The 24,296-nt window shown below is 35.0% G+C and carries 20 protein-coding genes and 1 other annotated feature; of the genes, 17 read left to right on the top strand and 3 right to left on the bottom strand.

The genetic code is table 11. The features are described 5' to 3' along the window. Nucleotides 1–23: 23 nt before the first annotated feature. From ruvB to yajC, 5 genes are all read left to right on the top strand, one after another. Nucleotides 24–1,019 (top strand): Holliday junction branch migration DNA helicase RuvB, encoded by a 996-nt coding sequence (ruvB, locus tag NYE52_RS15170; protein ID WP_341193844.1) that lies wholly within the window; start codon nucleotides 24–26, stop codon nucleotides 1,017–1,019. Between the two features lie 62 nt (nucleotides 1,020–1,081). Continuing rightward, complete coding sequence (locus NYE52_RS15165; protein WP_341193843.1) at nucleotides 1,082–1,288, top strand: DUF2905 domain-containing protein; 207 nt, start codon at nucleotides 1,082–1,084, stop codon at nucleotides 1,286–1,288. A 37-nt stretch (nucleotides 1,289–1,325) separates the two neighbouring features. Beyond that, the gene (gene queA / locus NYE52_RS15160) at nucleotides 1,326–2,354 is read left to right on the top strand and encodes a tRNA preQ1(34) S-adenosylmethionine ribosyltransferase-isomerase QueA (RefSeq protein WP_341195207.1); all 1,029 of its coding nucleotides are present in this window, start codon (nucleotides 1,326–1,328) and stop codon (nucleotides 2,352–2,354) included. Between the two features lie 211 nt (nucleotides 2,355–2,565). After that, complete coding sequence (tgt, locus tag NYE52_RS15155; protein ID WP_341193842.1) at nucleotides 2,566–3,705, top strand: tRNA guanosine(34) transglycosylase Tgt; 1,140 nt, start codon at nucleotides 2,566–2,568, stop codon at nucleotides 3,703–3,705. 30 nt (nucleotides 3,706–3,735) lie between these two features. Further along, entirely contained in the window at nucleotides 3,736–4,038 is a 303-nt protein-coding gene (gene yajC / locus NYE52_RS15150; protein WP_341193841.1) for a preprotein translocase subunit YajC, read from the top strand. 68 nt (nucleotides 4,039–4,106) lie between these two features. Here yajC and NYE52_RS15145 read toward each other — a convergent pair whose 3' ends face one another. Beyond that, nucleotides 4,107–4,487 (bottom strand): TIGR04086 family membrane protein, encoded by a 381-nt coding sequence (locus tag NYE52_RS15145; RefSeq protein ID WP_341195206.1) that lies wholly within the window; start codon nucleotides 4,485–4,487, stop codon nucleotides 4,107–4,109. Between the two features lie 284 nt (nucleotides 4,488–4,771). On the opposite strand from NYE52_RS15145, the gene NYE52_RS15140 reads away from it, so the two are divergent. After that, nucleotides 4,772–5,413 carry a DUF421 domain-containing protein gene (locus NYE52_RS15140; protein WP_341193840.1) on the top strand — a complete coding sequence of 214 codons (642 nt, stop codon included), beginning with the start codon at nucleotides 4,772–4,774 and terminating at the stop codon, nucleotides 5,411–5,413. A gap of 108 nt (nucleotides 5,414–5,521) precedes the next feature. Here the strand turns inward: NYE52_RS15140 and spoVB are convergent, their stop codons facing one another. After that, a complete protein-coding gene (spoVB, locus tag NYE52_RS15135) occupies nucleotides 5,522–7,066 on the bottom strand; it encodes a stage V sporulation protein B (protein WP_341193839.1) in 1,545 nt (514 codons plus the stop codon). Nucleotides 7,067–7,279: 213 nt separating this feature from the next. On the opposite strand from spoVB, the gene NYE52_RS15130 reads away from it, so the two are divergent. The 7 genes from NYE52_RS15130 (at nucleotide 7,280) to dtd (ending at nucleotide 16,713) form a co-directional block, all read left to right on the top strand. Beyond that, nucleotides 7,280–7,579 (top strand): post-transcriptional regulator, encoded by a 300-nt coding sequence (locus NYE52_RS15130; RefSeq protein ID WP_341193838.1) that lies wholly within the window; start codon nucleotides 7,280–7,282, stop codon nucleotides 7,577–7,579. A 365-nt stretch (nucleotides 7,580–7,944) separates the two neighbouring features. After that, a complete protein-coding gene (gene secDF / locus NYE52_RS15125) occupies nucleotides 7,945–10,197 on the top strand; it encodes a protein translocase subunit SecDF (protein ID WP_341193837.1) in 2,253 nt (750 codons plus the stop codon). 181 nt (nucleotides 10,198–10,378) lie between these two features. Then, nucleotides 10,379–10,675 carry a LapA family protein gene (locus NYE52_RS15120; RefSeq protein ID WP_341193836.1) on the top strand — a complete coding sequence of 99 codons (297 nt, stop codon included), beginning with the start codon at nucleotides 10,379–10,381 and terminating at the stop codon, nucleotides 10,673–10,675. Between the two features lie 229 nt (nucleotides 10,676–10,904). After that, nucleotides 10,905–13,268: a single-stranded-DNA-specific exonuclease RecJ gene (gene recJ, locus NYE52_RS15115; RefSeq protein WP_341193835.1), complete on the top strand. Its 2,364-nt coding sequence runs from the start codon at nucleotides 10,905–10,907 to the stop codon at nucleotides 13,266–13,268. Next, nucleotides 13,259–13,771 (top strand): adenine phosphoribosyltransferase, encoded by a 513-nt coding sequence (locus tag NYE52_RS15110; protein WP_341193834.1) that lies wholly within the window; start codon nucleotides 13,259–13,261, stop codon nucleotides 13,769–13,771. The genes recJ and NYE52_RS15110 overlap by 10 nt, the downstream gene beginning before the upstream one ends. Before the next feature lie 294 nt (nucleotides 13,772–14,065). Beyond that, nucleotides 14,066–16,261 (top strand): RelA/SpoT family protein, encoded by a 2,196-nt coding sequence (locus tag NYE52_RS15105; RefSeq protein WP_341193833.1) that lies wholly within the window; start codon nucleotides 14,066–14,068, stop codon nucleotides 16,259–16,261. 11 nt (nucleotides 16,262–16,272) lie between these two features. Next, nucleotides 16,273–16,713: a D-aminoacyl-tRNA deacylase gene (gene dtd, locus NYE52_RS15100; RefSeq protein ID WP_341193832.1), complete on the top strand. Its 441-nt coding sequence runs from the start codon at nucleotides 16,273–16,275 to the stop codon at nucleotides 16,711–16,713. A gap of 315 nt (nucleotides 16,714–17,028) precedes the next feature. Here dtd and NYE52_RS15095 read toward each other — a convergent pair whose 3' ends face one another. Beyond that, nucleotides 17,029–18,567, bottom strand: coding sequence for an N-acetylmuramoyl-L-alanine amidase (locus NYE52_RS15095; protein WP_341193831.1), 1,539 nt, complete (start codon nucleotides 18,565–18,567; stop codon nucleotides 17,029–17,031). A gap of 205 nt (nucleotides 18,568–18,772) precedes the next feature. Between NYE52_RS15095 and NYE52_RS15090 the strand changes: the two genes are divergently transcribed. The 4 genes from NYE52_RS15090 (at nucleotide 18,773) to NYE52_RS15075 (ending at nucleotide 24,251) form a co-directional block, all read left to right on the top strand. Further along, a complete protein-coding gene (locus NYE52_RS15090; protein ID WP_341193830.1) occupies nucleotides 18,773–18,949 on the top strand; it encodes a hypothetical protein in 177 nt (58 codons plus the stop codon). A gap of 83 nt (nucleotides 18,950–19,032) precedes the next feature. Continuing rightward, nucleotides 19,033–19,267 (top strand) — a binding site (T-box leader). A gap of 101 nt (nucleotides 19,268–19,368) precedes the next feature. Continuing rightward, entirely contained in the window at nucleotides 19,369–20,643 is a 1,275-nt protein-coding gene (gene hisS / locus NYE52_RS15085; protein WP_341193829.1) for a histidine--tRNA ligase, read from the top strand. A gap of 155 nt (nucleotides 20,644–20,798) precedes the next feature. Further along, on the top strand, nucleotides 20,799–22,568 hold the full coding sequence (gene aspS, locus NYE52_RS15080; protein WP_341193828.1) for an aspartate--tRNA ligase: 1,770 nt from the start codon (nucleotides 20,799–20,801) through the stop codon (nucleotides 22,566–22,568). 915 nt (nucleotides 22,569–23,483) lie between these two features. Continuing rightward, nucleotides 23,484–24,251, top strand: coding sequence for a tRNA threonylcarbamoyladenosine dehydratase (locus NYE52_RS15075; RefSeq protein WP_341193827.1), 768 nt, complete (start codon nucleotides 23,484–23,486; stop codon nucleotides 24,249–24,251). The last annotated feature ends 45 nt before the right edge of the window (nucleotides 24,252–24,296 follow it).

Genomic DNA, 24,296 nt, shown 5'->3' with positions numbered 1-24,296 from the left:
TCTTATGGAAAGGAGTGAATGATATGGATGATCGAATCATTTCAAGTGAAGCAGATACGCAGGACTTATCTTTTGAAAAAAGTCTACGTCCTATTCAATTGCATGATTATATTGGCCAAGATAAAGTAAAAGAGAATTTAAAAGTGTTTATTGAAGCTGCTAAATATAGAGAGGAAGCTCTTGACCATGTGCTATTATACGGACCACCTGGTCTTGGGAAAACAACGCTTGCTACGATTATTGCTAATGAAATGGGAGTTAATATTCGAACAACTGCTGGACCTGCGATCGAAAGACCTGGTGATTTAGCAGCAATATTGACTGCTTTAGAGCCAGGAGATGTGCTGTTTATTGATGAGATTCATCGTTTGCCACGAGCGATAGAAGAAGTTTTATATCCCGCGATGGAAGATTATTGTCTAGATATCGTTATTGGGAAAGGACCTAGTGCCAGATCTGTTCGGCTTGATTTGCCTCCATTCACCCTTGTTGGTGCAACAACGAGAGCTGGTTCTGTTTCTGCACCGTTAAGAGATCGTTTTGGCGTTTTGTCTAGGTTAGAATATTATGAAGTAGAACAGTTGAAAGATATCGTTACGAGAACAGCAGATGTTCTACAAATCGGGATAGAAGATCTAGCTGCATGGGAAATTGCTAGAAGGTCTCGCGGTACCCCTCGAATTGCTAATCGTCTCTTACGAAGAGTGCGTGATTTTGCGCAAGTAAAAGGGAATGGGATGATTTCAAGAGAATTGGCTGATAGTTCCCTTGAACTTCTTCAGGTGGACCGTTTAGGGTTGGATCATATTGACCATAAATTATTATTAGGGATGATTCATAAATTTAAAGGTGGGCCAGTCGGATTAGAAACGATTGCTGCAACAATTGGAGAAGAAGCCCATACAATTGAGGATGTTTACGAACCCTATTTGCTTCAAATTGGTTTCTTGCAACGAACCCCTAGAGGACGAAGTGTTACCCATCTTGTTTATGACCATTTAAATATACAGCCAGATTAATGTTAGGGTTCGTATTTTTTACTATAGTATAAGTAGAATAAATGAGATAAAGGAAGAGAATGATGAATGAAATTTCCAAGTATTTAATGATCATCGGTGTAATTGTTTTCCTTATTGGGCTTGTTATGCAATTTAATCCGATTGGAAAACTTCCTGGTGACATTATGATAAAAAAAGAACATACGACTTTTTATTTTCCAATTACAACTTGTATTGTAATTAGTATTGTTTTATCGTTGTTTTTTTATTTTATAGGCAAATTTCGTTAAGATTACGATTGTATGAAAGAGAGAATAGGTGACAGAAATGAAAGTAGATTTATTTGATTTTTATTTACCAGAAGACTTAATTGCTCAAACTCCTTTAGAGGATCGCACAAGTAGTAGATTGATGGTAGTAAATAAAGAAACTGGTGAATTAGAGCATCGCAAATTTAAAGATATATATGAGTATATTAATCCTGGTGATTGCCTAGTATTAAATGATACAAGAGTATTACCAGCAAGATTACATGGAGAGAAAGAAGATACGGGAGCCCATATTGAGGTGCTTTTATTAAAGCAACAAGAGGAAGACAAGTGGGAAACACTTGTTAAGCCTGCTAAAAGGGTAAAAGAAGGTACGATTATTAGCTTTGGAGACGGTAAGTTAAAAGCGGTTTGTGTAAAAGAATTGGAGCATGGTGGTCGGATTCTTGATTTTCAGTATGATGGCATTTTTTATGAGATTTTGGACCAACTTGGTGAGATGCCATTACCACCATATATTAAAGAGAAATTGGATGATCAAGATCGTTATCAAACCGTTTATGCAAAGGAAAGAGGATCTGCCGCTGCTCCGACAGCTGGTTTACATTTTACAAATGAATTATTAGATGCCTTGAAAGAAAAGGGAGTACATATTGCTTTCATTACTCTTCATGTTGGTCTTGGTACCTTCCGTCCAGTTAATGTTGAAGATATAGATAAGCATGAAATGCATGCTGAATTTTATCAGATTAATGGAGAAACGGCTTCTTTATTAAATAAAGTGAGGGCAGAAGGTGGTCGGATTCTTTCCGTAGGAACCACGTCTACTAGAACACTTGAAACAATTGCAGCTGCAAATAGCGGAGAATTTGTAGAGAGTAGTGGATGGACAAGTATTTTTATTTATCCAGGCTATGAGTTTAAAGGAATCGATGGGATGATTACGAATTTTCACTTGCCAAAATCTACCTTAATTATGTTAGTCAGCGCGCTCGCAGGAAGAGAAAATATATTGCATGCCTATGAAACAGCAGTACAAGAAAGATACCGTTTCTTTAGTTTTGGAGATGCGATGTTTATACAATAGGTAAAGCTAAATTAGATTCACGAATTACTTGAGTTTCGTGGTGATATTCATTAGAATATATAGTTGATTCTATTGCTTTTGATTATGAATATTTTCTACTTTATTGTTGGTTCTTACAGTGGACATATATATTTATAAAAATCATTATGCGAAAACGATAAGTAAAGAATGAATCTATGGAAGTTTTACTTTATAAGAAGGAGAAAATACTTTGACAGCAATACGTTATGAATTTATAAAAACTTGTAAGCAAACAGGTGCTAGATTGGGCATTGTACATACACCACATGGTTCTTTTGAAACGCCTGCTTTTATGCCAGTTGGAACGTTAGCAACAGTGAAAACGATGGCGCCAGAAGACTTAAAATCAATGGGTGCAAATATCATTTTAAGTAATACCTATCATTTATGGTTAAGACCAGGACATGAAATTGTAAAAGAGGCTGGTGGTCTTCATAAATTCATGAATTGGGATAAAGCGATTTTAACGGATTCTGGTGGATTCCAAGTCTTTAGTTTGAGTGATTTCCGAAAAATTGAAGAAGAAGGTGTACACTTCAGAAACCATTTAAATGGTGATAAATTATTTCTTTCCCCTGAAAAAGCAATGGAAATCCAAAATGCTTTAGGATCGGATATTATGATGGCTTTCGATGAATGTCCACCTTATCCAGCGGAATATGATTATATGAAGAAATCGGTGGAACGTACATCACGTTGGGCAGAGCGTTGCTTAAAGGCACATAATCGTCCGAAAGATCAAGGATTATTCGGCATTATTCAAGGTGGAGAATATGAGGAACTAAGAAAACAAAGTGCAAGGGACCTAGTTTCTTTAGACTTACCTGGATATGCAGTCGGAGGATTATCGGTTGGTGAGCCAAAAGACGTTATGAATCGTGTTCTTGAGTTTACGACACCTCTAATGCCAGATAACAAGCCACGTTATTTAATGGGGGTAGGTTCACCAGATTCTTTAATTGATGGTGCTATTCGCGGGATTGATATGTTTGACTGTGTATTGCCAACGAGAATCGCAAGAAATGGTACAGTGATGACAAGCGAAGGGCGACTTGTCGTTAAAAATGCTAAATATGCAAGAGATTTTGGACCTTTAGATCCAGAATGTGATTGCTATACTTGTAAAAATTATAGCCGAGCTTATATTCGTCACCTTATTCGATGTGACGAAACATTCGGAATAAGGCTTACATCTTACCATAATCTATATTTTCTGTTAAACTTAATGGAGAATGTCCGAGATGCAATCAGAAATGACCGTCTAGGAGATTTTAAAGAAGAGTTTTTCGAACGTTATGGATTTAATAAACCGAACGCTAAAAACTTTTAATAGAAGAACTTGAAAGGAGGGGAAATATAAATGGCACAACTTGCAAGTTTACTACCGTTTATTTTAATGTTTGTATTATTCTATTTCTTGCTAATCCGTCCACAGCAAAAGCGTCAAAGATCTGTACGTGATATGCAGAGCAGCTTAAAAAAAGGGGACAAGATTGTCACGATTGGCGGGATGCATGCTACAATCGATGCAATTGATGAAGGTACAGTTGTATTAAAAGTAAAAGATGGCTCACGTCTAACATTTGAGCGCAACGCAATTCGTGAAGTAGTGGAATCTTCCGCTACAGTAGCTAGCCCAACATTAGACAAAGTAGAAGAATAAGAACAAAAAGTGCAGTCTTACAAACTAAGATTGCACTTTTTTATTAGGTAAGACTGTATCAGGTTTAATTAATTATTTTTGGAAAGATTTACTCCCAAAATTCCACCCATCATACAAATAAGCGTATAGCATACATGATAAATTGTTTGTTCCATCGTAAATAGCTGGTCAGAGCCTAAAAAGGAAAATAGAAAAATAATAATAGAATAGATTAACCCAGTCAGTCCTCCAAGGAACCACCCTTTTTCCTTCCCTTTCCCCCCAGAAATAAAACCACCTGCAAACAAAGTTATAAATGATACAGCAGTAATAATATATTGCAGAGATGATTCTTGAATAGAAGTAAATCTTAATAATAGGGAAAAGAACAAACTGCTAGTTATTAACATAACGAAAATGGCAATTAAACCGTATAAAACAGAACTGCCAACATGTTTACTCTCTTCGATTGTAAACCTCTCCTTTCCATCGCTTGTAAAATCATCAATAAAAGTTTTCTAGTACAAGCATATTCAGCACAATAGAAATTAGAATTAAAAATTGCTTGAATTCACATTTTTATTCCTATTACGTCTGTCAAATAGCTTCACTCTTATTTGCAAAAAATTATAGATAATAAGCTGGGGAGTGTTTAGCAGGAATTGTATAAAGGTACCAAGCTTCATACTTTATCGTATTATTTCTGGCATATGGAGCAGATTAAGAGGGAACATATTTGATCGGAGGAGATAAAGTGGAACCATATTTGATCATTTTGTTTAGAACGATTTTAATATATGTGCTAATTGTTCTTATATTTCGATTGATGGGAAAAAGGGAAATAGGGGAACTAAGTATTTTAGACTTAGTAGTATTCATCATGATTGCAGAGATTGCGGTTGTTGCAATAGAAGATTACAGAGATCCTATTTTACCAACACTATTTCCAATGTTTATTCTTCTATCTATTCAAGTACTTCTAGCCTTCCTATCTTTAAAAAGCAAAAAAATGCGCGATTTTATTGAGGGAGAACCGACCTTTATTATCAAAAATGGAGAAATTGACGAAGCGGCGATGAAAAGTCAGCGTTACAATTTTGACGACTTATTAATTCAGCTTCGAGAAAAAAATATCCGTAATATTGCAGATGTAGAGTTTGCTATCTTGGAAACATCAGGAAAGCTTTCTGTATTTGAAAAAGAAAAAGAGAAATCATCTATAACGATTCCGTTGATTATGGATGGAATTATTCAAGAAAGTAATTTATCAACAATTGGTAAAACAAATTTATGGCTTAGGCAGCAATTAAAAGAAAAAGGGTATACTGATATTAAGAATATATCCTTTTGTAGCTATCAAGATGGGGAATTCTATATTGATTTGATTGACCAATAGGGGAGCATCAATCTAATTAAATGTATTGTAGTAATTACAAAACAATCAGCGGATTTTTCATCTTCCGCTGATTGTTCGTAGAATTAAATAATGATTCCAAAGACATATTTAAGAGAAAAAGCGACCTAACCATGGGACTTTCGCTAAATCTTTTTTATTCATTAAACGAAAAAGGAACAGTAACGCTACATAAAAGATACAAATAAAGCTTGTAATACTAATTAATTGTAAGAGTATTGAAGGAAATGAAATTATTTTGACTAAAAGAGTGCCAAGATATGCCGTAAGTGAGATGGCGAGTAGCATTTTCACATAATCTTTGACGATGATAGAGAAACTTATTGTTTTTAATATTGTTGCAAAATGAAGCAACGTTACTAAAACAAATCCAACAATTAACGCAATAGCAACTCCGTATATTCCGAATTCTGGTCGACTTGCGAGAATAAAAATTAAAGCAGTTTTTACACCAGCACCAATAAAACTATTAATCATCGCGGCTCTAGCAAAATTCAAGGCTTGTAGTGCCGCTTGAAGAGGACCTTGATAATAATTAAGAATAAAGAAAGGCGCCATAATTTGAATAAAAGAAGTTCCTCTTGTGCTTCCATACATAATGGTCATTAAGGGCTCTGCCAATACATAAAGCACAACTATTGCAAGGCCACCTGTCATAAAGGTGAATTTAAGTGCTTGTTGTAACAAATGCTCAATCAGTTTTAATTGATTATTTGCCTTTGCTTCACTAATAGCCGGCACAAGAGAAGTCGATAATGATTGAGTAAAGAAGGATGGGAGCATCAAGAGTGGTAGCGCAAATCCAGTTAATACCCCATATTGTTTTGTTGCATTAATGGCAGAAAGGCCTGCTATAGATAGGCTATGAGCAACAACAATTGGTTCGATAAACCATGCGAAGCTACCAATCATACGACTTCCTGTAGTCGGTAACGCAATGGTCATTAACTCTTGAAAAGTATTTTTCCCATTATGTACGTATTGAAAGAACTTTTTCCGTAAATGGAATGATTTTTTCCATTTGAAAGATGCTATTAAATAAAATAAAGAAGCAAGTTCTCCAAGAACGGAAGCTAACATCGCCCCAGCAGCAGCATACTCGACTCCAAGTGGTAAAAAAGCTTTTGTTAATGTTGCGATTAAGGCGATACGAATGACCTGTTCAATTACTTGAGAAGTAGCTGCAGGCCTCATATTTTGTCGTCCTTGAAAATACCCTCGTAATACAGAAGACACAGCGATAATTGGGATAATTGGTGTAATCGCAAGTAGTGGTAAAAGGGTTCGTTCATCTGTAAATAGTGTTTGAGAGAGATAAGGAGCCAAAAGGAATAAAGCTGGTGTAAATAGGAGTGTTAATCCTAAGGTAGTGCTTAAAGAAACAATTAATATGCTCTTTACTTTACGTAAATTTCCTGCAGCCTCAGCTTCTGCTACATTTTTAGAGATAGCAACAGGTAGTCCAAGTTGAGTGATGGTCACAACTAAAATCATTGTTGGATATACCATCATATAGAGCCCAACTCCATCATCTCCAATAAAACGTGCGATAACGATTCGATTTATAAATCCTAGTACTCTGGTAATAAATCCAGCTATAAGTAAAATCATTGTTCCTTTTAAAAACTTAGACATTCTATTCCCTGCCTTCTCAAATAGCGAATAATACTATACAATTAACTATATGCAACAATGTGGACAAAGCATGACAAGGTTTTTTAAAAGAAAGTGTGTTGTTTAAAAAGAAACTATTTTAGAAAGAGTTATTTTCAATAATTTGTTGCTATATAAAAGATATTGAATAAGATGATTCTACACATTAAACTGACTGTAATGGAGTGAATAAGCATGTCGTCAACACATTTATATGACCAATATCGTTCACAAGTAAAGCCTGTATTAAATAGTAAGATTGAAGAGTTTCATTTACTAGGTTATGACACCATTAAAGAGGACGAGCTATGGGTGTTTTTAACAAAGAAAAAATGGAAAAAGCCTTCTGAAGAGATTAGAATTTCAGAATTAGTACAGGAGATACTAAATGTTAAGGTAGCAGATTATATGAACTACGCTACTATTGAGGCATTTAAAACAGCAGACTTGTTTTCAGTCTTAACTGAAGAAGAGAAAAAGCAATTATTGAAATAAAGGTTGGGCATTAGACAAAGAAGAGTTTGAGCTAGTTTTAAAGGTTTTCGTTAAGGGAAAAGAAGATGCCTTTATTTTATAGGGTAAGCAGAAAATTTTACTAATATATTTTTCTCATACAAATTGACAGTCATGATAAACTGTTCCATAATGAGTTTATTCTAAATAATTTGAAGTACTTACTAGTTTAAGTTACTTGAAAGAAGTGAGCTGTGAAAATAGATTTTACGCCTGATTGAAAGGTCCGTATTAAACGAAAACATAACTTAGTTTTGGCCAAACAAATGGTGAAGAATTGGCTAGTATACCTGTTTCATAAGTGAAGAAGTTTCTGCTTTGTATTACATGAGGAGGATTAATACATAATGGTTAAACGCAGTAGAATTGTTGCTTTTTTATTGATCATTGTCTTGGCTGCAGGATTAATGGGAGGAACAACGAATAAGATTTTAGGTGATATTAAGCTAGGGTTAGACCTGCAAGGTGGATTTGAAGTGCTTTATAAAGTAGAGCCACTGGAAAAAGGAAAAGGGAAAATTGACGAATCGGCATTAAAAAGCACTGCCCAAGCTTTGGATAAAAGGATAAATGTGTTAGGCGTTAGTGAACCAGTTATCCAAATTGAAGGGAATGACCGAATAAGAGTTCAACTAGCTGGTATTACAGATCAAAATGAAGCTAGAGAAATGCTTTCAACAGAAGCCAATTTAACATTTAGAGATATTCAAGATAAGAAATTACTAGATGGCTCTGATTTAGTTCAAGGTGGAGCTAGCCAAGAATTCGATCAGTATGGCAAGCCTAGTGTCTCTTTAAAACTAAAAGATGCAAATAAGTTTAAAGAAGTAACGGAATCTGTTTTAGGTAGTCCATTGGTAATCTGGCTGGATTTTGAAGAGGGAGATTCTTATAGTGCAGAAGCAGCAAAGGAAGAACCTAAATATTTATCAGCACCGATGGTAAGTGAAGTCATTAATTCCGATACAGTTTCCATAACTGGTAATTTTACAGTGGATGAGGCAACTCGATTAGCAGAATTATTAAATGCGGGTGCGTTGCCAGTAAAATTAACAGAGGAATATTCAACTAGTGTTGGCGCACAGTTTGGAGATCAGGCATTAAAAGATACGGTAAAAGCGGGGATTATTGGAGTAGGGATAGTATTTTTATTTATGCTTTTATATTACCGTCTTCCGGGATTAGTGGCTGTTATTACATTATCTATTTATGTTTATTTAAATCTTCTTGTTCTAGATTTAATGAATGGTGTATTGACACTTCCTGGTATTGCAGCACTTATTCTTGGTGTCGGGATGGCTGTAGATGCCAACATCATTACCTATGAAAGAATTAAGGATGAATTAAAAGTTGGTAAGTCGTTGCGAGCTGCTGTTCAGGCTGGGAATAAGAATTCAACTTCAACTGTAGTTGATGCTAACTTAACAACCATGCTTGCAGCCATCATTTTATTCATTTATGGAACAAGCTCTGTAAAAGGGTTTGCGACATTGTTAATTGTCAGTATTTTAATGAGTTTTGTTTCGGCAGTTTATGGATCTAGATTATTATTAGGGTTGCTTGTGAAGAGTAAAGCTTTTGATAAAAAAATCACCTGGTTTGGCGTGAGAAAGAAAGACGTCAAACATATAAGTGAAAATTATGATACATTAACTTTGCCAACAAAGTTTGATCGTCTTGATTTTGTTAAACATAAGAATGTATTCTTTGCTATATCAAGCATTTTAATTGTTGTCGGGCTTGTTATTATGTTTATATTCAAGCTTAACCTTGGAATTGATTTTGCAAGTGGATCCCGCATAGAAGTTATGGCGGATAAAGCATTAACAACTGCTGAGATTGAAGATCAATTGGACAAGTTGGATGTAAAGGCAGACGATATTATTATTTCAGGTGATAATCAAGAAGTAGCTGCCATCCGTATTAAAGGTGATTTAAGTCAAAATGAAATTAATACAATAAAATCAGAGTTTAAAAATACGTATGGTCATGACCCGAATGTGAGTAGTGTTTCTCCAACAGTGGGGAAAGAGCTTGCTAAAAACGCTATCTATGCGATTATTTTCTCATCCATTGGGATTATTATTTATGTTGCGATTCGCTTTGAAATATATATGGGACTTGCAGCGGTTATAGCGTTACTTCATGATGCGTTCTTTATTTTAGTAATCTTTAGTCTTACAAGATTAGAAGTAGATATTACCTTTATTGCAGCTGTGTTAACGATTGTCGGTTATTCGATTAATGATACGATTGTAACTTTTGACCGTATTAGGGAAAACCTAGTGAAGAAGAAGCGAATCAAAACACCACAAGAAATAAAAGATATTATCAATATAAGTATTAGACAAACGTTAGCTCGTTCGATAAATACTGTACTAACAGTTGTTATTTGTGTAGTTGCTCTATTACTATTTGGAAGCAGCGCAATTACAAACTTCTCATTAGCGTTACTTATTGGTTTAATTGGTGGAGCATATTCTTCTATCTTCATTGCATCACAGCTCTGGTATGTATGGAAGAAGAAAGAATTAAAGAGAAAAGGTGTCTTAGTTACTTATAAAGAGAAGAGACCAATTTCTGACGAACCACAAGTATAATAGTAAGCAAAGAGCTTGTCTCCTATTGAAATAGAGACAGGCTTTTTTTGTGTTTCTATTTTAAAAAAAATTGTATTTTTTGGAAGGGTGAAATATTCTTTTCCTCCGTTGTTTAAATAAGTGATAATAAGGAAATTAGGGAATACTAGAAAGAAATATAGGGAAAAAGGAGGGGAAGTAATTGAAAATTCAATGGAGTATTCTTTGGGGGATTATTTTTGCATTAATAGTTGCGATATTTGCAGTTATTAATGTTGACCCAGTGTCTGTTAATTATCTATTTGGAGAGGGACAATGGCCACTTATTTTAGTAATATTAATATCTGTTCTATTAGGGGGATTGATTATTGGTTCTACAGGGATTATTCGTATCTATGCATTGCAACGAAAAATCAAAACATTAGAGAAAGAAAAAAGAGAATTAGAAGCAAAAAGTGGTGATAAAAAAACCATTTCAACGGATGTAAAAGATTTATAATCGAAACTTAAGAATTAGATGCCTGCTAAGAAGTTGCTGTTGTTTATTTTTTCAACGTAAACAATTTCGTTCAGGTATCTATTTTTATTTAATTTTCTACTAGAGGTATATAATAATATTCGTTTAAATTATTAAAGTATTTTTAAAAAAGGAACCTTAAGCATTTCCATTCTTCTTGCATTGAAACAGCTCCTTTTAACTAGTATAATAGTTAGATTGAGGTGATGGAATGTTACGTTCTAAGAAAAGGTGGATACAAGAAGAAATTCCCAATAAAGAAAGTGCTGCTGTAATAGCAGAAGAATTAAAAATATCGCCAATTGTTGCCTCGTTATTACTAAAAAGAGGTTATCAAACAACACAAGAAGCAAAAGCATTTTTATTTGATGACAATAATGAATTTCATAACCCGTTTCTACTACTAGGAATGGATATAGCGGTAGCACGAATACAAAAAGCAATCACAAATAATGAATCAATTTTAATTTTTGGAGATTATGACGCGGATGGAGTAACTAGTACTACTGTCATGATGAAAACATTAGAAACACTTGGTGCCAATGTGCAATTTTATATTCCAAACCGATTTACGGAAGGATATGGACCAAATGAAGGTGCTTTCCGCTATGCAAAAAGCATTGGTGTTCAATTAATTATTACGGTTGATACAGGAATTGCTGCTGTTCATGAAGCACAAGTGGCAAAAGAATTAGGGATTGACCTAATCATTACGGATCATCATGAGCCAGGACCGATATTGCCAGAGGCTCTTGCAATTATCCACCCAAAAATAGAAGGTAGTGAGTATCCATTTCGTGATTTAGCAGGTGTCGGTGTTTCATTCAAGCTATCCCATGCTCTACTTGGCAGTGCTCCCCTTCATTTATTGCCCTTTGCGGCAATAGGAACAATTGCTGATCTTGTTTCTTTAACTGGAGAGAATCGTCTCCTTGCCAAAAAAGGGATTAAGGCATTACAAGAAACAGATAATATTGGTTTAAATGCATTATATCGCCAAATGAATGTCGATAAAAATACCATTAATGAAGAAACAATTGGATTTATGCTAGCGCCAAGAATTAATGCAATCGGGAGACTAGGTAGTGCAGATCCTGCTGTGGATTTGTTGCTAACAGATGATCCAGACTTAGCAAAAGAACTTGCCCTCGAAATGGAAGAAACGAATAAAGAAAGACAAGCCATTGTTAATCAAATAACAGAAGAGGCTATCGAGCAAGTGGAACAATATTATCCTTTAATAGAAAATAATGTTCTAATTGTTGGAAAAGAAGGTTGGAATCCTGGTGTAGTTGGGATTGTTGCTTCCAGATTAGTGGAGAAATTTTATCGACCAACAATTGTATTAAGCTTTGATTATGAAAAGGGAATTGCAAAAGGATCTGCTCGAAGTATTGAAGGGTTTGATTTATATAAAAATTTATCCACTTGTCGAGATATCCTCCCTCATTTTGGTGGACATCCTATGGCGGCGGGAATGTCTTTAAAAATAGAAGATGTAGAAGTGCTAAGAAATAACTTAAATAAATTAGCCTTTGAACAACTAACGAAAGAAGATCTCGTGCCATTAACAAAGGTGGATGGAAGCTTTTCTATTAAAGAGATTTCTATCAAATCAATAGAAGACATGCAAATGCTAGCTCCCTTTGGAGTGGATAATCCCAAGCCTAAGTTGACATTTTGTGACCTAGAAATAGACAATATGAGGAAAATAGGCTCTAATCAAAATCACTTAAAGATTATATTAAAGCAAGACGAAGTTGATTTAGATGGTATAGGATTTGGAATAGGTGATCTATGTGATCATATTTCACCGAGCGCGAAAGTATCTGTTCTTGGAGAGCTTTCCGTAAATGAATGGAATAATCGCAAAAAACCACAAATCTTTATACAGGATATTGAGGTTTCTCACTGGCAGCTGTTTGACTATAGAAGTTTACGAAAAATGGATCATTTATTTGAAACAGTTCCTAGTGATGCTCACTGGATCTTTTTTCACCAAGATTCTGTACCGAAGGGGATTGAACAGCGCGTCTCCTACCAAGTAATCGAAACAAGCGAGGATGCAGCATTACTTGCATCGATAGATAAGTCGATTGTATTAGCAGATTATCCACCAAATTTGGATATGTTAAAAACATTGTTAGTGAACAATCAACCAGCAAGAATCTATGCTGTATTTTATAAACAACAAAGTGACTTTTTTAGCACGATGCCCAATCGAGACCATTTTAAATGGTTCTATGCATTTTTGGCAAAACAGGGAACATTTCACTTGGAAAAATTTGGTGGTGAGCTTGCTAGAAGAAAAGGTTGGAGTAAAGAAACGGTAGATTTTATGTCAAAGGTGTTTTTTGAATTAAATTTTGTTACAATGAAGGATGGATTTATTACTCTGAATAAGAATGTTCCGAAAAGAGATTTATCAGAATCAATCTCATTTCAACAAAAGCAAGCGCAATTTGAGCTAGAAAATGAATTAATTTATTCATCTTATGAGCAACTAAAAAATTGGTTTGATCTTATTCTAAAAGAATCCGTTAATAATGAGGAGGAAGTAAAAGAATGGATTTAAAACAATATGTTACAATCGTTGAAGATTGGCCAAAAGAAGGGATCAGATTCAAGGATATAACAACTTTAATGGATAATGGCGAAGCATATAGATATGCAACAGATCAAATAGTAGCGTATGCGAAAGAAAAAGAAATTGATATAGTTGTTGGGCCAGAAGCAAGAGGGTTTATCATCGGTTGTCCAGTTGCTTATTCACTTGGGGTAGGTTTTGCTCCAGTTCGTAAAGAGGGAAAATTGCCAAGAGAGACAATTAAAGTAGAATATGGATTAGAGTACGGTAAAGATGTATTAACAATCCATAAGGATGCAATTAAACCAGGTCAACGTGTTTTAATCACAGATGATTTATTAGCAACTGGTGGTACAATTGAAGCAACAATTAAATTAGTAGAAGAGCTTGGCGGCGTTGTTGCCGGTATTGCATTTTTAATTGAATTATCTTATCTTGAAGGACGTAAAAATTTAGACGGATATGATATTTTAACATTAATGGAATATTAATCCATATATTTAAAAGGAGCGCTTGTTAAGAGTGCTCTTTTTTGATAAATAAAAAAGAAATAAGTTCATTGTTTTTTTATGAAAATCGCCTTCATTCGACATTTTTCTTTATATCTGTATAAAATTTACTTCCAATCCCTTTACAATCTCCCTTTTTTTTTCGATAATAGTAATAATCATTCTAAAATTAATTTTATTCTTTTTAATGTGCTTAGCATAAAAATAGTGAAATAGAAAGAATGTTTAAAATGTGATAATTTATAATAATATAATTGTGATATGAAAGGTGATTACATGGCGAATGATCAAGTATTAACCGCCGAACAAGTCATCGATAAGACTAGAGGATATTTAAACGAAGAGCATGTAGCCTTTATTGAAAAGGCATATGAATATGCAAGAGACGCTCATCGTGAACAATATAGAAAATCTGGGGAACCATATATCATTCATCCAATCCAAGTAGCAGGTATTTTGGCTGATTTAGAAATGGATCCAGCAACAGTTGCAGCAGGTTTTCTCCATGACGTTGTTGAAGATACTGAAATTACTTTAGAAGATATAAGTAAAGCATTTAACAGTGAAGTGGCCATGCTCGTTGACGGTGTAACGAAGCTCGGGAAAATTAAATATAAATCTCATGAAGAACAGCAAGCAGAAAACCATCGTAAAATGTTTGTAGCAATGGCGCAAGATATTCGTGTCATTTTAATTAAGCTTGCAGATAGACTTCATAACATGAGAACGCTGAAGCATTTACCTGCGGAAAAGCAGCGCCGCATCTCAAATGAAACATTAGAAATTTTTGCCCCACTTGCACATCGTCTAGGAATCTCTACTATTAAATGGGAACTAGAGGATACAGCATTACGCTATATGAATCCACAGCAATATTATCGTATTGTTAACTTGATGAAGAAGAAAAGAGCAGAAAGAGAACAATACTTAGATGAGGTTATCACTGAAATTCGTGAAGGAACGAAGGAAGTAAATATACAGGCAGATATTTCAGGGAGACCAAAGCATATTTATAGCATTTATCGCAAAATGGTTATTCAGAATAAACAATTTAATGAAATTTATGATTTACTTGCAGTTCGAATTGTTGTAAATAGTATTAAAGATTGCTATGCCATATTAGGAATAATTCATACAAGATGGAAGCCGATGCCAGGTCGTTTTAAAGACTATATTGCGATGCCAAAGGCTAATATGTATCAGTCCTTACACACAACTGTTATTGGGCCAAAGGGCGACCCTTTAGAAGTGCAGATTCGCACACAGGATATGCATCGAATTGCAGAATACGGTATTGCTGCACATTGGGCATATAAAGAAGGAAAATCAGTAAATGAAGGCTCCTCTCTTGAAGAAAAATTAACTTGGTTTAGAGAAATACTAGAATTCCAAGATGATATCGTTAATGCGGAAGAGTTTATGGAAAGTCTGAAAATTGATTTATTTTCAGATATGGTATTCGTCTTTACGCCAAAAGGAGATGTATTTGAGTTACCTTCTGGCTCTGTCCCTATTGACTTTGCCTATCGCATCCATTCTGAGATAGGGAATAAAACGATTGGCGCTAAAGTAAACGGCAAGATGGTAACACTCGATTATAAGTTGAAAACAGGCGATATCATTGAAATTCATACAAGTAAACATTCCTATGGACCAAGTCAAGATTGGTTGAAAATAGCGCAGACTTCTCAAGCGAAGAATAAAATTAGACAATTTTTCAAAAAGCAACGGCGCGAAGAAAATATTGAAAAAGGCAAAGAATTAGTAGAAAAAGAAATACGCAATTTGGAATTTGATATTAAAGAAATTCTTACAGCAGATAATGTGAAGACTGTTATAGAGAAATTTAATTTTATGTCAGAAGATGATATGTATGCAGCGGTTGGCTATAATGGGATTACAGCACTCCAAGTAGCAAACCGATTAACAGAAAAATGGCGCAAGAAGAGAGATGCAGAACAAGTATCTACTATTACAAATGCTGTTGCAGAATTGAAGTCATTTCCTAATAATAAAAAGAGTGCTTCAGGTGTTCGAGTAACAGGAATTGATAATTTATTGATTCGTTTATCTCGCTGTTGTAATCCAGTTCCAGGCGATGAAATAGTTGGATTTATTACAAAAGGACGAGGAGTATCTGTCCATCGCGCAGACTGTACGAATATTGATACAGAGGATGCAAAAGCCCGATTAATTCCAGTTGAATGGGAAACGAATTTAAATAATCGAAAAGAATATAATGTGGAAATTGAAATAAGCGGCTATGATCGAAGAGGTTTATTAAACGAAGTTCTACAGGCGGTAAATGAATCGAAAACAAATATCTCGGCAGTATCTGGAAAATCTGACCGTAATAAAGTGGCTACAATTAGTATGAGCATTATGATTTTAAATGTTAATCATCTTCATAAGGTAGTAGATCGTATAAAACAAATTCCAGATGTTTATTCTGTACGAAGAATAATGAACTAAGGAGTATTGACGTGCGTGTCGTATTACAAAGATCAAAAGAAGCAAAAGTAGAAGTAGATGGAAAAGTAGTTGGTTCTATAGAGAAAGGCTTCGTCTTACTTGTTGGAATTACACACGGTGATGAGTTAGAAGATGCAAAATATCTTGCTGATAAAATAGCTCATCTTCGTGTTTTTGAGGACGAAAACGAAAAAATGAATGAAAGTATATTGGATCGAAAAGGATCCATTCTTTCAATTTCTCAGTTTACCCTTTATGGAGATACTCGTAAAGGAAGAAGACCAAACTTTATGAATGCAGCGAAACCTGATCAAGCAAAGGAACTATATGAACAGTTCAATATGCTCCTGCAGAACCATGGTTTAACCGTCGAAACAGGTATCTTTGGTGCTATGATGGATGTACATCTAGTTAATGACGGACCTGTAACAATAATATTAGATAGTAAGTGATCCTAATAATAAATTAAAGCTGTTTTCTAAAAGATTGTTGCTTTCTTAATAGAAAAAATCAATTGATGAGAAAAATGGAGCAGCCTGAATACACGTAGACTCCTGTGGGATTAGCGAGACAGCCTGAGACCCTGCAGGCGGAAGCAGACCGCGGCTCAGCGCGAGCCCCACGGAAAGCGGAGTGTATTCAGGCTGCGGATCATAGCAACAAACTTTACGAAAACAGCCTAAATTAAAGCATTAAAAAAAGTTCTTTCAAAGGATTTGATTCTTTGAAAGAACTTTTTTGTTTGGAATAAGTAATGAATACCTTTATTAATAACTAAAATAATTCTCCAAGCCATGATAGATAGCTGTAGAAATAGTTTCTTGATATTTACTAGAAAGTAAGGTTTGTTCCTCAGCTGGATTACTTAAATAACCCAATTCTAATAGGGAAGCTACTTGTCTATTTTGCTTAAGAACAACATACTCATTTTTTCTTACACCTCTGTCTTTTCTATTTGTTGCTTCAATAATACTCTTATGTAGGCTGGTAGCAAGTTTTTTCTGATTAGATGTGTAGTAATAGCTGGTGACGCCGTTAACAGAACTATCATTGATGCTATCATAATGAAGGCTGATAAAAGCATCTGCATGGTAGAAATGGCTAATATCCACCCTGCCCTGCAGTGGTATAAATACATCGTCTTTTCTTGTAAGAATCACTTTTGCTCCAGAAGCCTCTAATTTATTAGCAAGTAGTTTTGCAGTGCGAAGATTTAAATCCTTTTCTAATGTACCTATTACCCCAATTGTACCACTATCTTTTCCACCATGACCAGGATCTAACACGATGGTCTTTCCTTTTAAATCAGTGGAATCTCCGGCATTAGTAGCTTGCTGACTTTCTGTTGCAATGTCTTCTACAATCCATTCTGCGATATATCCGAATTCACCGCTTGAAAGCTTGATTTTATACCAATCATCTAATACTTCTACAGCTTGAAAGGTTGCACCGCTGTCTGCAACAAGTAAAACCTTTGAATTTACGGTTGCATCACTTCTAATATTTGTTCTGTCATAAAGAAGCTTAATCGTTTTATCTGTTTTTTGTCCTTTTCTGCTTTCGATATCGCTACTTTCTATCAGATCCTTATGTACCCAACCAATATTACCAGAGTATTGAATTTTTGCCCAATTAGATTCTTCTTCCATAATGGTAATTACAGTGCCTATACTAATTTTACCAATGATTTCAGCGCTTGTAGATGGATTGCTGCGAAGATTAACTTGATCCTCAATAACTGTCGCTGGTTGCTGACTAGGCTCTTTCTTTTCCGCTATGGTACTTGATTGGGTTTGGGAATTTTCGAGTAGGAGATAATCATTATGGACCCAGCCAGATCCTAAGCTCGTTTTTATTTGATACCAATCTCCATTTGTGGAAACGACGGTAACCTCCATTCCTTTTCCTAGCGTAGTAATGACTTGATAATTTGTACCAGGACCTTTTCTTAAGCGAAGTCCATTATCTGTAATGGTGGCTTTTGTAGAAATGGAAGTAGGCTCTTCCGTTTCAAGTGGCATGTTATCAGTATCCTGACCATTTTTTGTGACTAAATAGGCGGCAACCCACCCAGTAGAAGTGGAAGTATATTGAATTTCAATCCAATCATTTTCTTCTTTTAATAAGGGATACGCTTTTCCTATCTCCATTTTCCCAATTACGGATTGCTCAAGCCCAGGATTTTCTCTAACATTTACTACCGTGTTAGCTTGAACGGTTAATTGATTTTCTGCTGATACAAGTTGATGTGTAGGAATGAAGAAGATGCTGACCAAAAGTAAAAGCATCCATCTTATATTCTTCAAACAAGCTGCACTCCTTCCGTAAATTGTCTACAGATGACTAGAATAGTTTTGCACTTAAATAGGATTCTTCATTTAGAATATAGATTCCTTTGTGAGATTACCATTTTTTCTAATCAAATTTAGACAAGAAACTTATTTTTTGATGATATTTTTTAGCTACTCATGGTAATACTATAAAAAAATAACAGAAAAAAGGGTGAAATGCATGAGATTTGGTGAAAAAAGTTTATCAGTTAGCGAAATTGATTCCAAATTACTAGGCGTAGATTTTCACGATTTCATAGAAAGAGAAGGAAATTCAAATGCAGTAGAGCTTGCTTCTGAATTTGGTCTTTCGTTAGGAGAAGTAAAAAAACTCAAGAAACAATTAGGGAAATTATAAAACAGCGGAGAAATCATATTCGTATCCTATTGACAATATAATCGTTCCTATTTATTATTAATTAGATAATAATAAATAATCTAGTAAAGCCATTGATCGAGAAAAGTATCTAAGAGACACATGAACAGAGAGGAAATGCCCATAAGGCTGCAAGCATTTCTACATGATGACTTAGTGAAAGAACACTCAGGGAGGCTTTCTTCTGAAAATATTGCTTCATTAGTAGGTAGAAACGTGAGCAGGCGTTAACTGCAAAGTGGAAGGTTTTTTTTAAACCTTCAATTAGGGTGGTACCACGGGAAAAGTCTCGTCCCTTGTATTCGATATGGATGCAAGAGACGAGACTTTTTTTGTACAAACTATTACTATAAAGCACAAGAAAGTCGGGGCTTTTAAATATTTAGGGAGGATACATAAATATGCAAATTAATATTCCAAGAGGAACCCAAGATATATTGCCAGGGACTGTAGAAAAATGGCAATATATTGAACAAAAAATAAAGGAGCTTTGTGATCGATATCAATATAGCGAAATACGTACACCTATTTTTGAACATACAGAGTTATTTCTACGTAGTGTTGGAGATACAACCGATATCGTTACAAAGGAAATGTATACATTCGAGGATCGAGGCAAAAGAAGCTTAACTTTAAGACCAGAGGGTACAGCTGCAGTAGTTCGTTCATTTGTAGAAAATAAAATGCACGGATATGCTTCACAGCCAATTAAGCTATTCTATTTAGGTCAAATGTTCCGCTATGAAAGACCACAAGCTGGACGCTTTCGTCAATTTGTCCAATTTGGTGTGGAAGCAATAGGGAGTAAAGATCCTGCCATTGATGCGGAAGTAATTGGACTAGCCTATTCTGTTTATCAAACAATGGGATTATCTAAATTAAAGGTCGTAGTGAATAGCTTAGGCGATAAAGAAAGTAGACAAGCTCATCGTGAAGCGTTAATAGCCCACTTCAAACCGAGCATTGGAGAATTTTGTCATGATTGTCAAACAAGATTAGAGAAAAATCCAATGAGAATCTTAGATTGTAAAAAGGACCATAATCATCCGTTGATGCAATCTGCTCCTTCGATATTAGATTATTTAAATGAAGAATCAAAAGTATACTTTGAAAAAGTGCAAAAATACTTATCCGCTTTAAATATTCCTTATGTGGTAGATTCAAACCTTGTAAGAGGTTTAGATTATTACAATCATACTGCTTTTGAAATAATGAGTGAGGCAGAAGGCTTCGGGGCGATTACTACGTTATGTGGTGGCGGTAGATACAATGGCTTAACGGAAGAATTAGGTGGTCCAGAAGCTCCTGGTATTGGCTTTGCGATGAGTTTAGAAAGACTACTTGCAGCACTTGAAGCTGAAAAGATAGAACTACCTATTGAAAAGACAGTAGATTGCTACTTAGTTTCATTAGGGGAAGAAGCGAAGGATTACACAGTTGGCTTATTAAATGAATTAAGACAGGCTGGTTTCTCTGCGGAGAGAGATTATCTTGATCGAAAAGTAAAAGCGCAATTTAAAGCAGCTGACCGTCTTCACGCTAAATATGTTGCTGTTTTAGGAGAAGATGAACTCCAAAATAATAAAATAAACGTAAAACAGCTAGAAACAGGTGTACAAAAAGAAATTGATTTAACGGACCTTGTGGGTGCGTTAAATGATTTTGAAGCTTTTTAAACAACTTTAAAGACATTCAGTTGGATTAAGATTATTTAGAAGAATAAATGGTTAGGAAATCGAAAAAGAAACATAATCATTATTGAAATGTCTGAGTGGACTTTAAAGAGGTAAACTGGCATATAAACGAATGTTGACTATAGGGAGGATACTTCATGTTTGGAAGAACATATTTTTGTGGTGAAGTAACAGAAAAAGCGATTGGAGAAAGTGTTGTTTTAAAAGGATGGGTTCAAAAAAGACGTGACCTGGGTGGACTTATTTTTATCGATTTACGCGATCGTACAGGGATTGTACAAGTAGTATTCAATCCTGAGATTAATAAAGAAGCGATTGAAATAGCAGATAAAGTACGTAATGAGTTTGTACTAGATATAAAAGGAAAAGTTGTTGCGCGTCAAGAAGGAACCGTAAATGAAAATATAAAAACAGGTAAAATTGAAATAATTGTAGATGAAATTACAATTATAAATGAGGCAAAAACTCCTCCTTTTGTTATTTCGGATCAGTCTGAAGTTACAGAAGATGTACGCTTAAAGTATCGTTATTTAGATGTTAGAAGACCAGTTATGTTTGAAACATTAAAGATGCGTCATCAAGTAACAAAAGTTATGCGAGATTTTCTTGATAGCGAAGGATTTTTAGATATCGAAACACCAATTTTAACGAAAAGTACTCCTGAAGGGGCAAGAGATTATTTAGTACCAAGCCGTGTGCATCCTGGTGAATTTTACGCGCTTCCCCAATCTCCACAAATTTTTAAACAATTGCTAATGGTTGGTGGAGTAGAAAGATATTATCAAATTGCTCGTTGCTTCCGTGATGAAGACTTACGTGCAGATCGACAACCAGAATTTACGCAGCTTGATATCGAAACAAGCTTTATGAGCCAAGAGGACATCATGAGCATGATGGAAGCAATGATGGCAAAAATCATGAAAGAAGTAAAAGGAATAGACGTTACTTTACCGATGCCAAGAATGCCATATGATGAAGCGATGAGTAGATACGGATCTGACAAACCAGATACTCGTTTCGAAATGGAATTAGTAGATCTTTCTGAAATTGTTAAAGACTCAAGCTTTAAGGTATTTACTTCAGCAGTTGAAACAGGTGGCCAAGTTAAGGCAATTAATGTAAAAAATGCTGGCAGTAAGTATTCTCGTAAAGATATTGATGCATTAACAGAGTTTGTAAAAGTATATGGAGCAAAAGGTCTTGCTTGGCTAAAAGCGGAAGAAGATGGCTTAAAAGGACCTATTTCTAAATTTATTTCAGAAGCAGAGCAAAAAGGATTAGAACAAGCTTTAGCCATTGAAGCTGGTGACCTATTATTATTCGTTGCTGATAAAAAGAATGTTGTCGCTGATGCATTAGGTGCGTTACGTTTAAAATTAGCGAAAGAGCTAGATTTAATTGACCAAAGCAAATTTAACTTCCTTTGGGTTACAGATTGGCCATTATTTGAATATGACGAAGAAGAAGGTCGTTTTTATGCAGCGCATCATCCATTTACAATGCCTCAAAGAGCAGATTTAGAATTACTAGATACGAATCCTAAGGCAGTGAAAGCACAAGCGTATGATATTGTGTTAAATGGGTATGAGCTAGGTGGAGGCTCTTTACGTATATTTGAAAAAGAAATTCAAGAGAAAATGTTTAGTTTGTTAGGATTTACGAAGGAAGAGGCATATGCTCAATTCGGTTTCTTATTAGAAGCATTTGAATATGGCACACCACCACATGGCGGCATTGCAATCGGATTAGATCGCTTAATTATGCTATTATCTGGTCGCACTAATCTTCGTGATACAATTGCATTCCCTAAAACAGCTAGTGCAAGCTGTCTCATGACAAATGCTCCAAGTGAAGTAAGTGAAAATCAATTAACAGATTTACATTTAGCTTTAAAGTTAGATAAATAATAATTAAAGGGCAGAAGAAACGTTCACGAAAAAGTTTTCTTCTGCCCTTTTAATATCCTCCATTTAAAGAGAATAGATAAATTATCGCGCGAACCATTGCGTTTTCCTTTAAAGATAGTTGTCTACTAGCGGAAAGGAAAGCGAAAAAGTTGTTCCTTTATTCCACTCGCTTTTTACGTCAATTTTACCACGCAAGCTATGGATACTGTATGGCTGCTATCACCCTAAAAACCAGTACCAGTCCTCCCTTTTGTTGTAAAATAAGGCTCGCATTGAAGTCCCACTATGCGGCATTGCTTCCATACAGTTTTTGCATTTATTTAGAAAAACTTGCTGCCCCCTTTTATAAAGTTTGTAAATGAATAATGACACTATACCGAAGAACCGCGAAAGTAAAATTAGCGGAGTTTTTCCGGTTACATGCAGAATAGAGCTTATTTTCGAGTAAATAAGGGAATTTTTTCCGATTATACACAGTAAAACCACCCATTTCTGAAGATTTGGAGCCAATAGGCGGAATCTTTCCGTCTATTTCAGCCTTTTTTTATATTAATTACTAATTAAGCGGAATTTTTCCGTCTATTATTAGTTCTGATGCTTAAGCTGATCTAGCAGCCAATCTCTTAATCCCAATGAGTACCGATTTTATCGACCACCTAATTCAAATCAATAAAATCGGTACTCAAAACAGCACTGTAAATGACAGAAGTATTGACTGTCTTTTTTAATTGTCCAATACTTATTGGCTCATATTTCAATTCTTATAAGAAAACAAGGAAATGAAGAGTGGTAGTCGATAAAAAATTATGATATATTTTCATAAGTATTGTTTATTTTCTCTGAATGAAAGTTCCCGGTAAGGGAATATGTAAACATAATTAGCTTATAGGAAAAATTAAATGGAGTTGAAAACGGATGTTACACCAATTTTCGAGAAATGAGTTAGCGATTGGGAAAGAAGGGTTAGAGACGATGAAAAACAGCACTGTAGCTGTTTTAGGAATCGGAGGCGTAGGTTCCTTTGCTGCAGAGGCGTTAGCCCGATCTGGGGTAGGTAGATTAATCTTAATTGATAAAGACGATGTTGACATTACAAATGTGAATAGACAGGTAATAGCGTTATTATCCACTGTTGGCCGTCCTAAAGTAGAAATCATGAAAGAGCGTATTGCAGATATTAATCCAGACTGTGAAGTAATTGCGCTGAAAATGTTCTATACAGAAGAAACGTATGAAGAAATTTTTGCATATGGCTTGGATTTTGTAATGGATGCTTCCGATACAATCTCTTATAAAATACATTTAATGAAAGAATGTTTACAAAGAAATATCCCAATTATTTCAAGTATGGGAGCTGCAAATAAAATGGATCCAACTCGTTTTCAAATTGCAGATATCAGTAAAACACATACAGATCCAATTGCGAAGGTTATTCGTACAAGACTTCGCAAAGAAGGGATTAGAAAAGGGATTAATGTTGTGTTCTCGGATGAAAGTCCTATTGTCATTCGCGAAGATGTACGTAAAGTGGTAGGGAAAGATAACGCGCCGATTCGTAAGGCAAAGATGCCGCCTTCATCAAATGCGTTTGTCCCTTCTGTAGCTGGTTTAATTATGGCGAGTCATGTTGTTAAAGAGCTTTTAACGGATATAAAAATTACACGTGTTAAGGATGAAAAATAAGCTTTTATTTTGGCTATAGTTAAATTAAAAAAGGATGATCTCATA

It is taken from the genome of Niallia sp. FSL W8-0635 (assembly GCF_038007965.1).
GTDB lineage: Bacteria > Bacillota > Bacilli > Bacillales > Cytobacillaceae > Niallia.
This window is presented reverse-complemented; position numbering and strand designations above follow the sequence as displayed.

Excerpts from the sequence above, each read along its gene's own strand:
- ruvB (WP_341193844.1), top strand. The coding sequence starts at position 24 with ATGGATGATCGAATCATTTCAAGTGAAGCAGATACGCAGGACTTATCT.
- NYE52_RS15165 (WP_341193843.1), top strand. The coding sequence starts at position 1,082 with ATGAATGAAATTTCCAAGTATTTAATGATCATCGGTGTAATTGTTTTC.
- queA (WP_341195207.1), top strand. The coding sequence starts at position 1,326 with ATGAAAGTAGATTTATTTGATTTTTATTTACCAGAAGACTTAATTGCT.
- yajC (WP_341193841.1), top strand. The coding sequence starts at position 3,736 with ATGGCACAACTTGCAAGTTTACTACCGTTTATTTTAATGTTTGTATTA.
- spoVB (WP_341193839.1), bottom strand. The coding sequence starts at position 7,066 with ATGTCTAAGTTTTTAAAAGGAACAATGATTTTACTTATAGCTGGATTT.
- NYE52_RS15130 (WP_341193838.1), top strand. The coding sequence starts at position 7,280 with ATGTCGTCAACACATTTATATGACCAATATCGTTCACAAGTAAAGCCT.
- secDF (WP_341193837.1), top strand. The coding sequence starts at position 7,945 with ATGGTTAAACGCAGTAGAATTGTTGCTTTTTTATTGATCATTGTCTTG.
- recJ (WP_341193835.1), top strand. The coding sequence starts at position 10,905 with ATGTTACGTTCTAAGAAAAGGTGGATACAAGAAGAAATTCCCAATAAA.
- NYE52_RS15110 (WP_341193834.1), top strand. The coding sequence starts at position 13,259 with ATGGATTTAAAACAATATGTTACAATCGTTGAAGATTGGCCAAAAGAA.
- NYE52_RS15105 (WP_341193833.1), top strand. The coding sequence starts at position 14,066 with ATGGCGAATGATCAAGTATTAACCGCCGAACAAGTCATCGATAAGACT.
- NYE52_RS15090 (WP_341193830.1), top strand. The coding sequence starts at position 18,773 with ATGAGATTTGGTGAAAAAAGTTTATCAGTTAGCGAAATTGATTCCAAA.
- hisS (WP_341193829.1), top strand. The coding sequence starts at position 19,369 with ATGCAAATTAATATTCCAAGAGGAACCCAAGATATATTGCCAGGGACT.
- aspS (WP_341193828.1), top strand. The coding sequence starts at position 20,799 with ATGTTTGGAAGAACATATTTTTGTGGTGAAGTAACAGAAAAAGCGATT.
- NYE52_RS15075 (WP_341193827.1), top strand. The coding sequence starts at position 23,484 with ATGTTACACCAATTTTCGAGAAATGAGTTAGCGATTGGGAAAGAAGGG.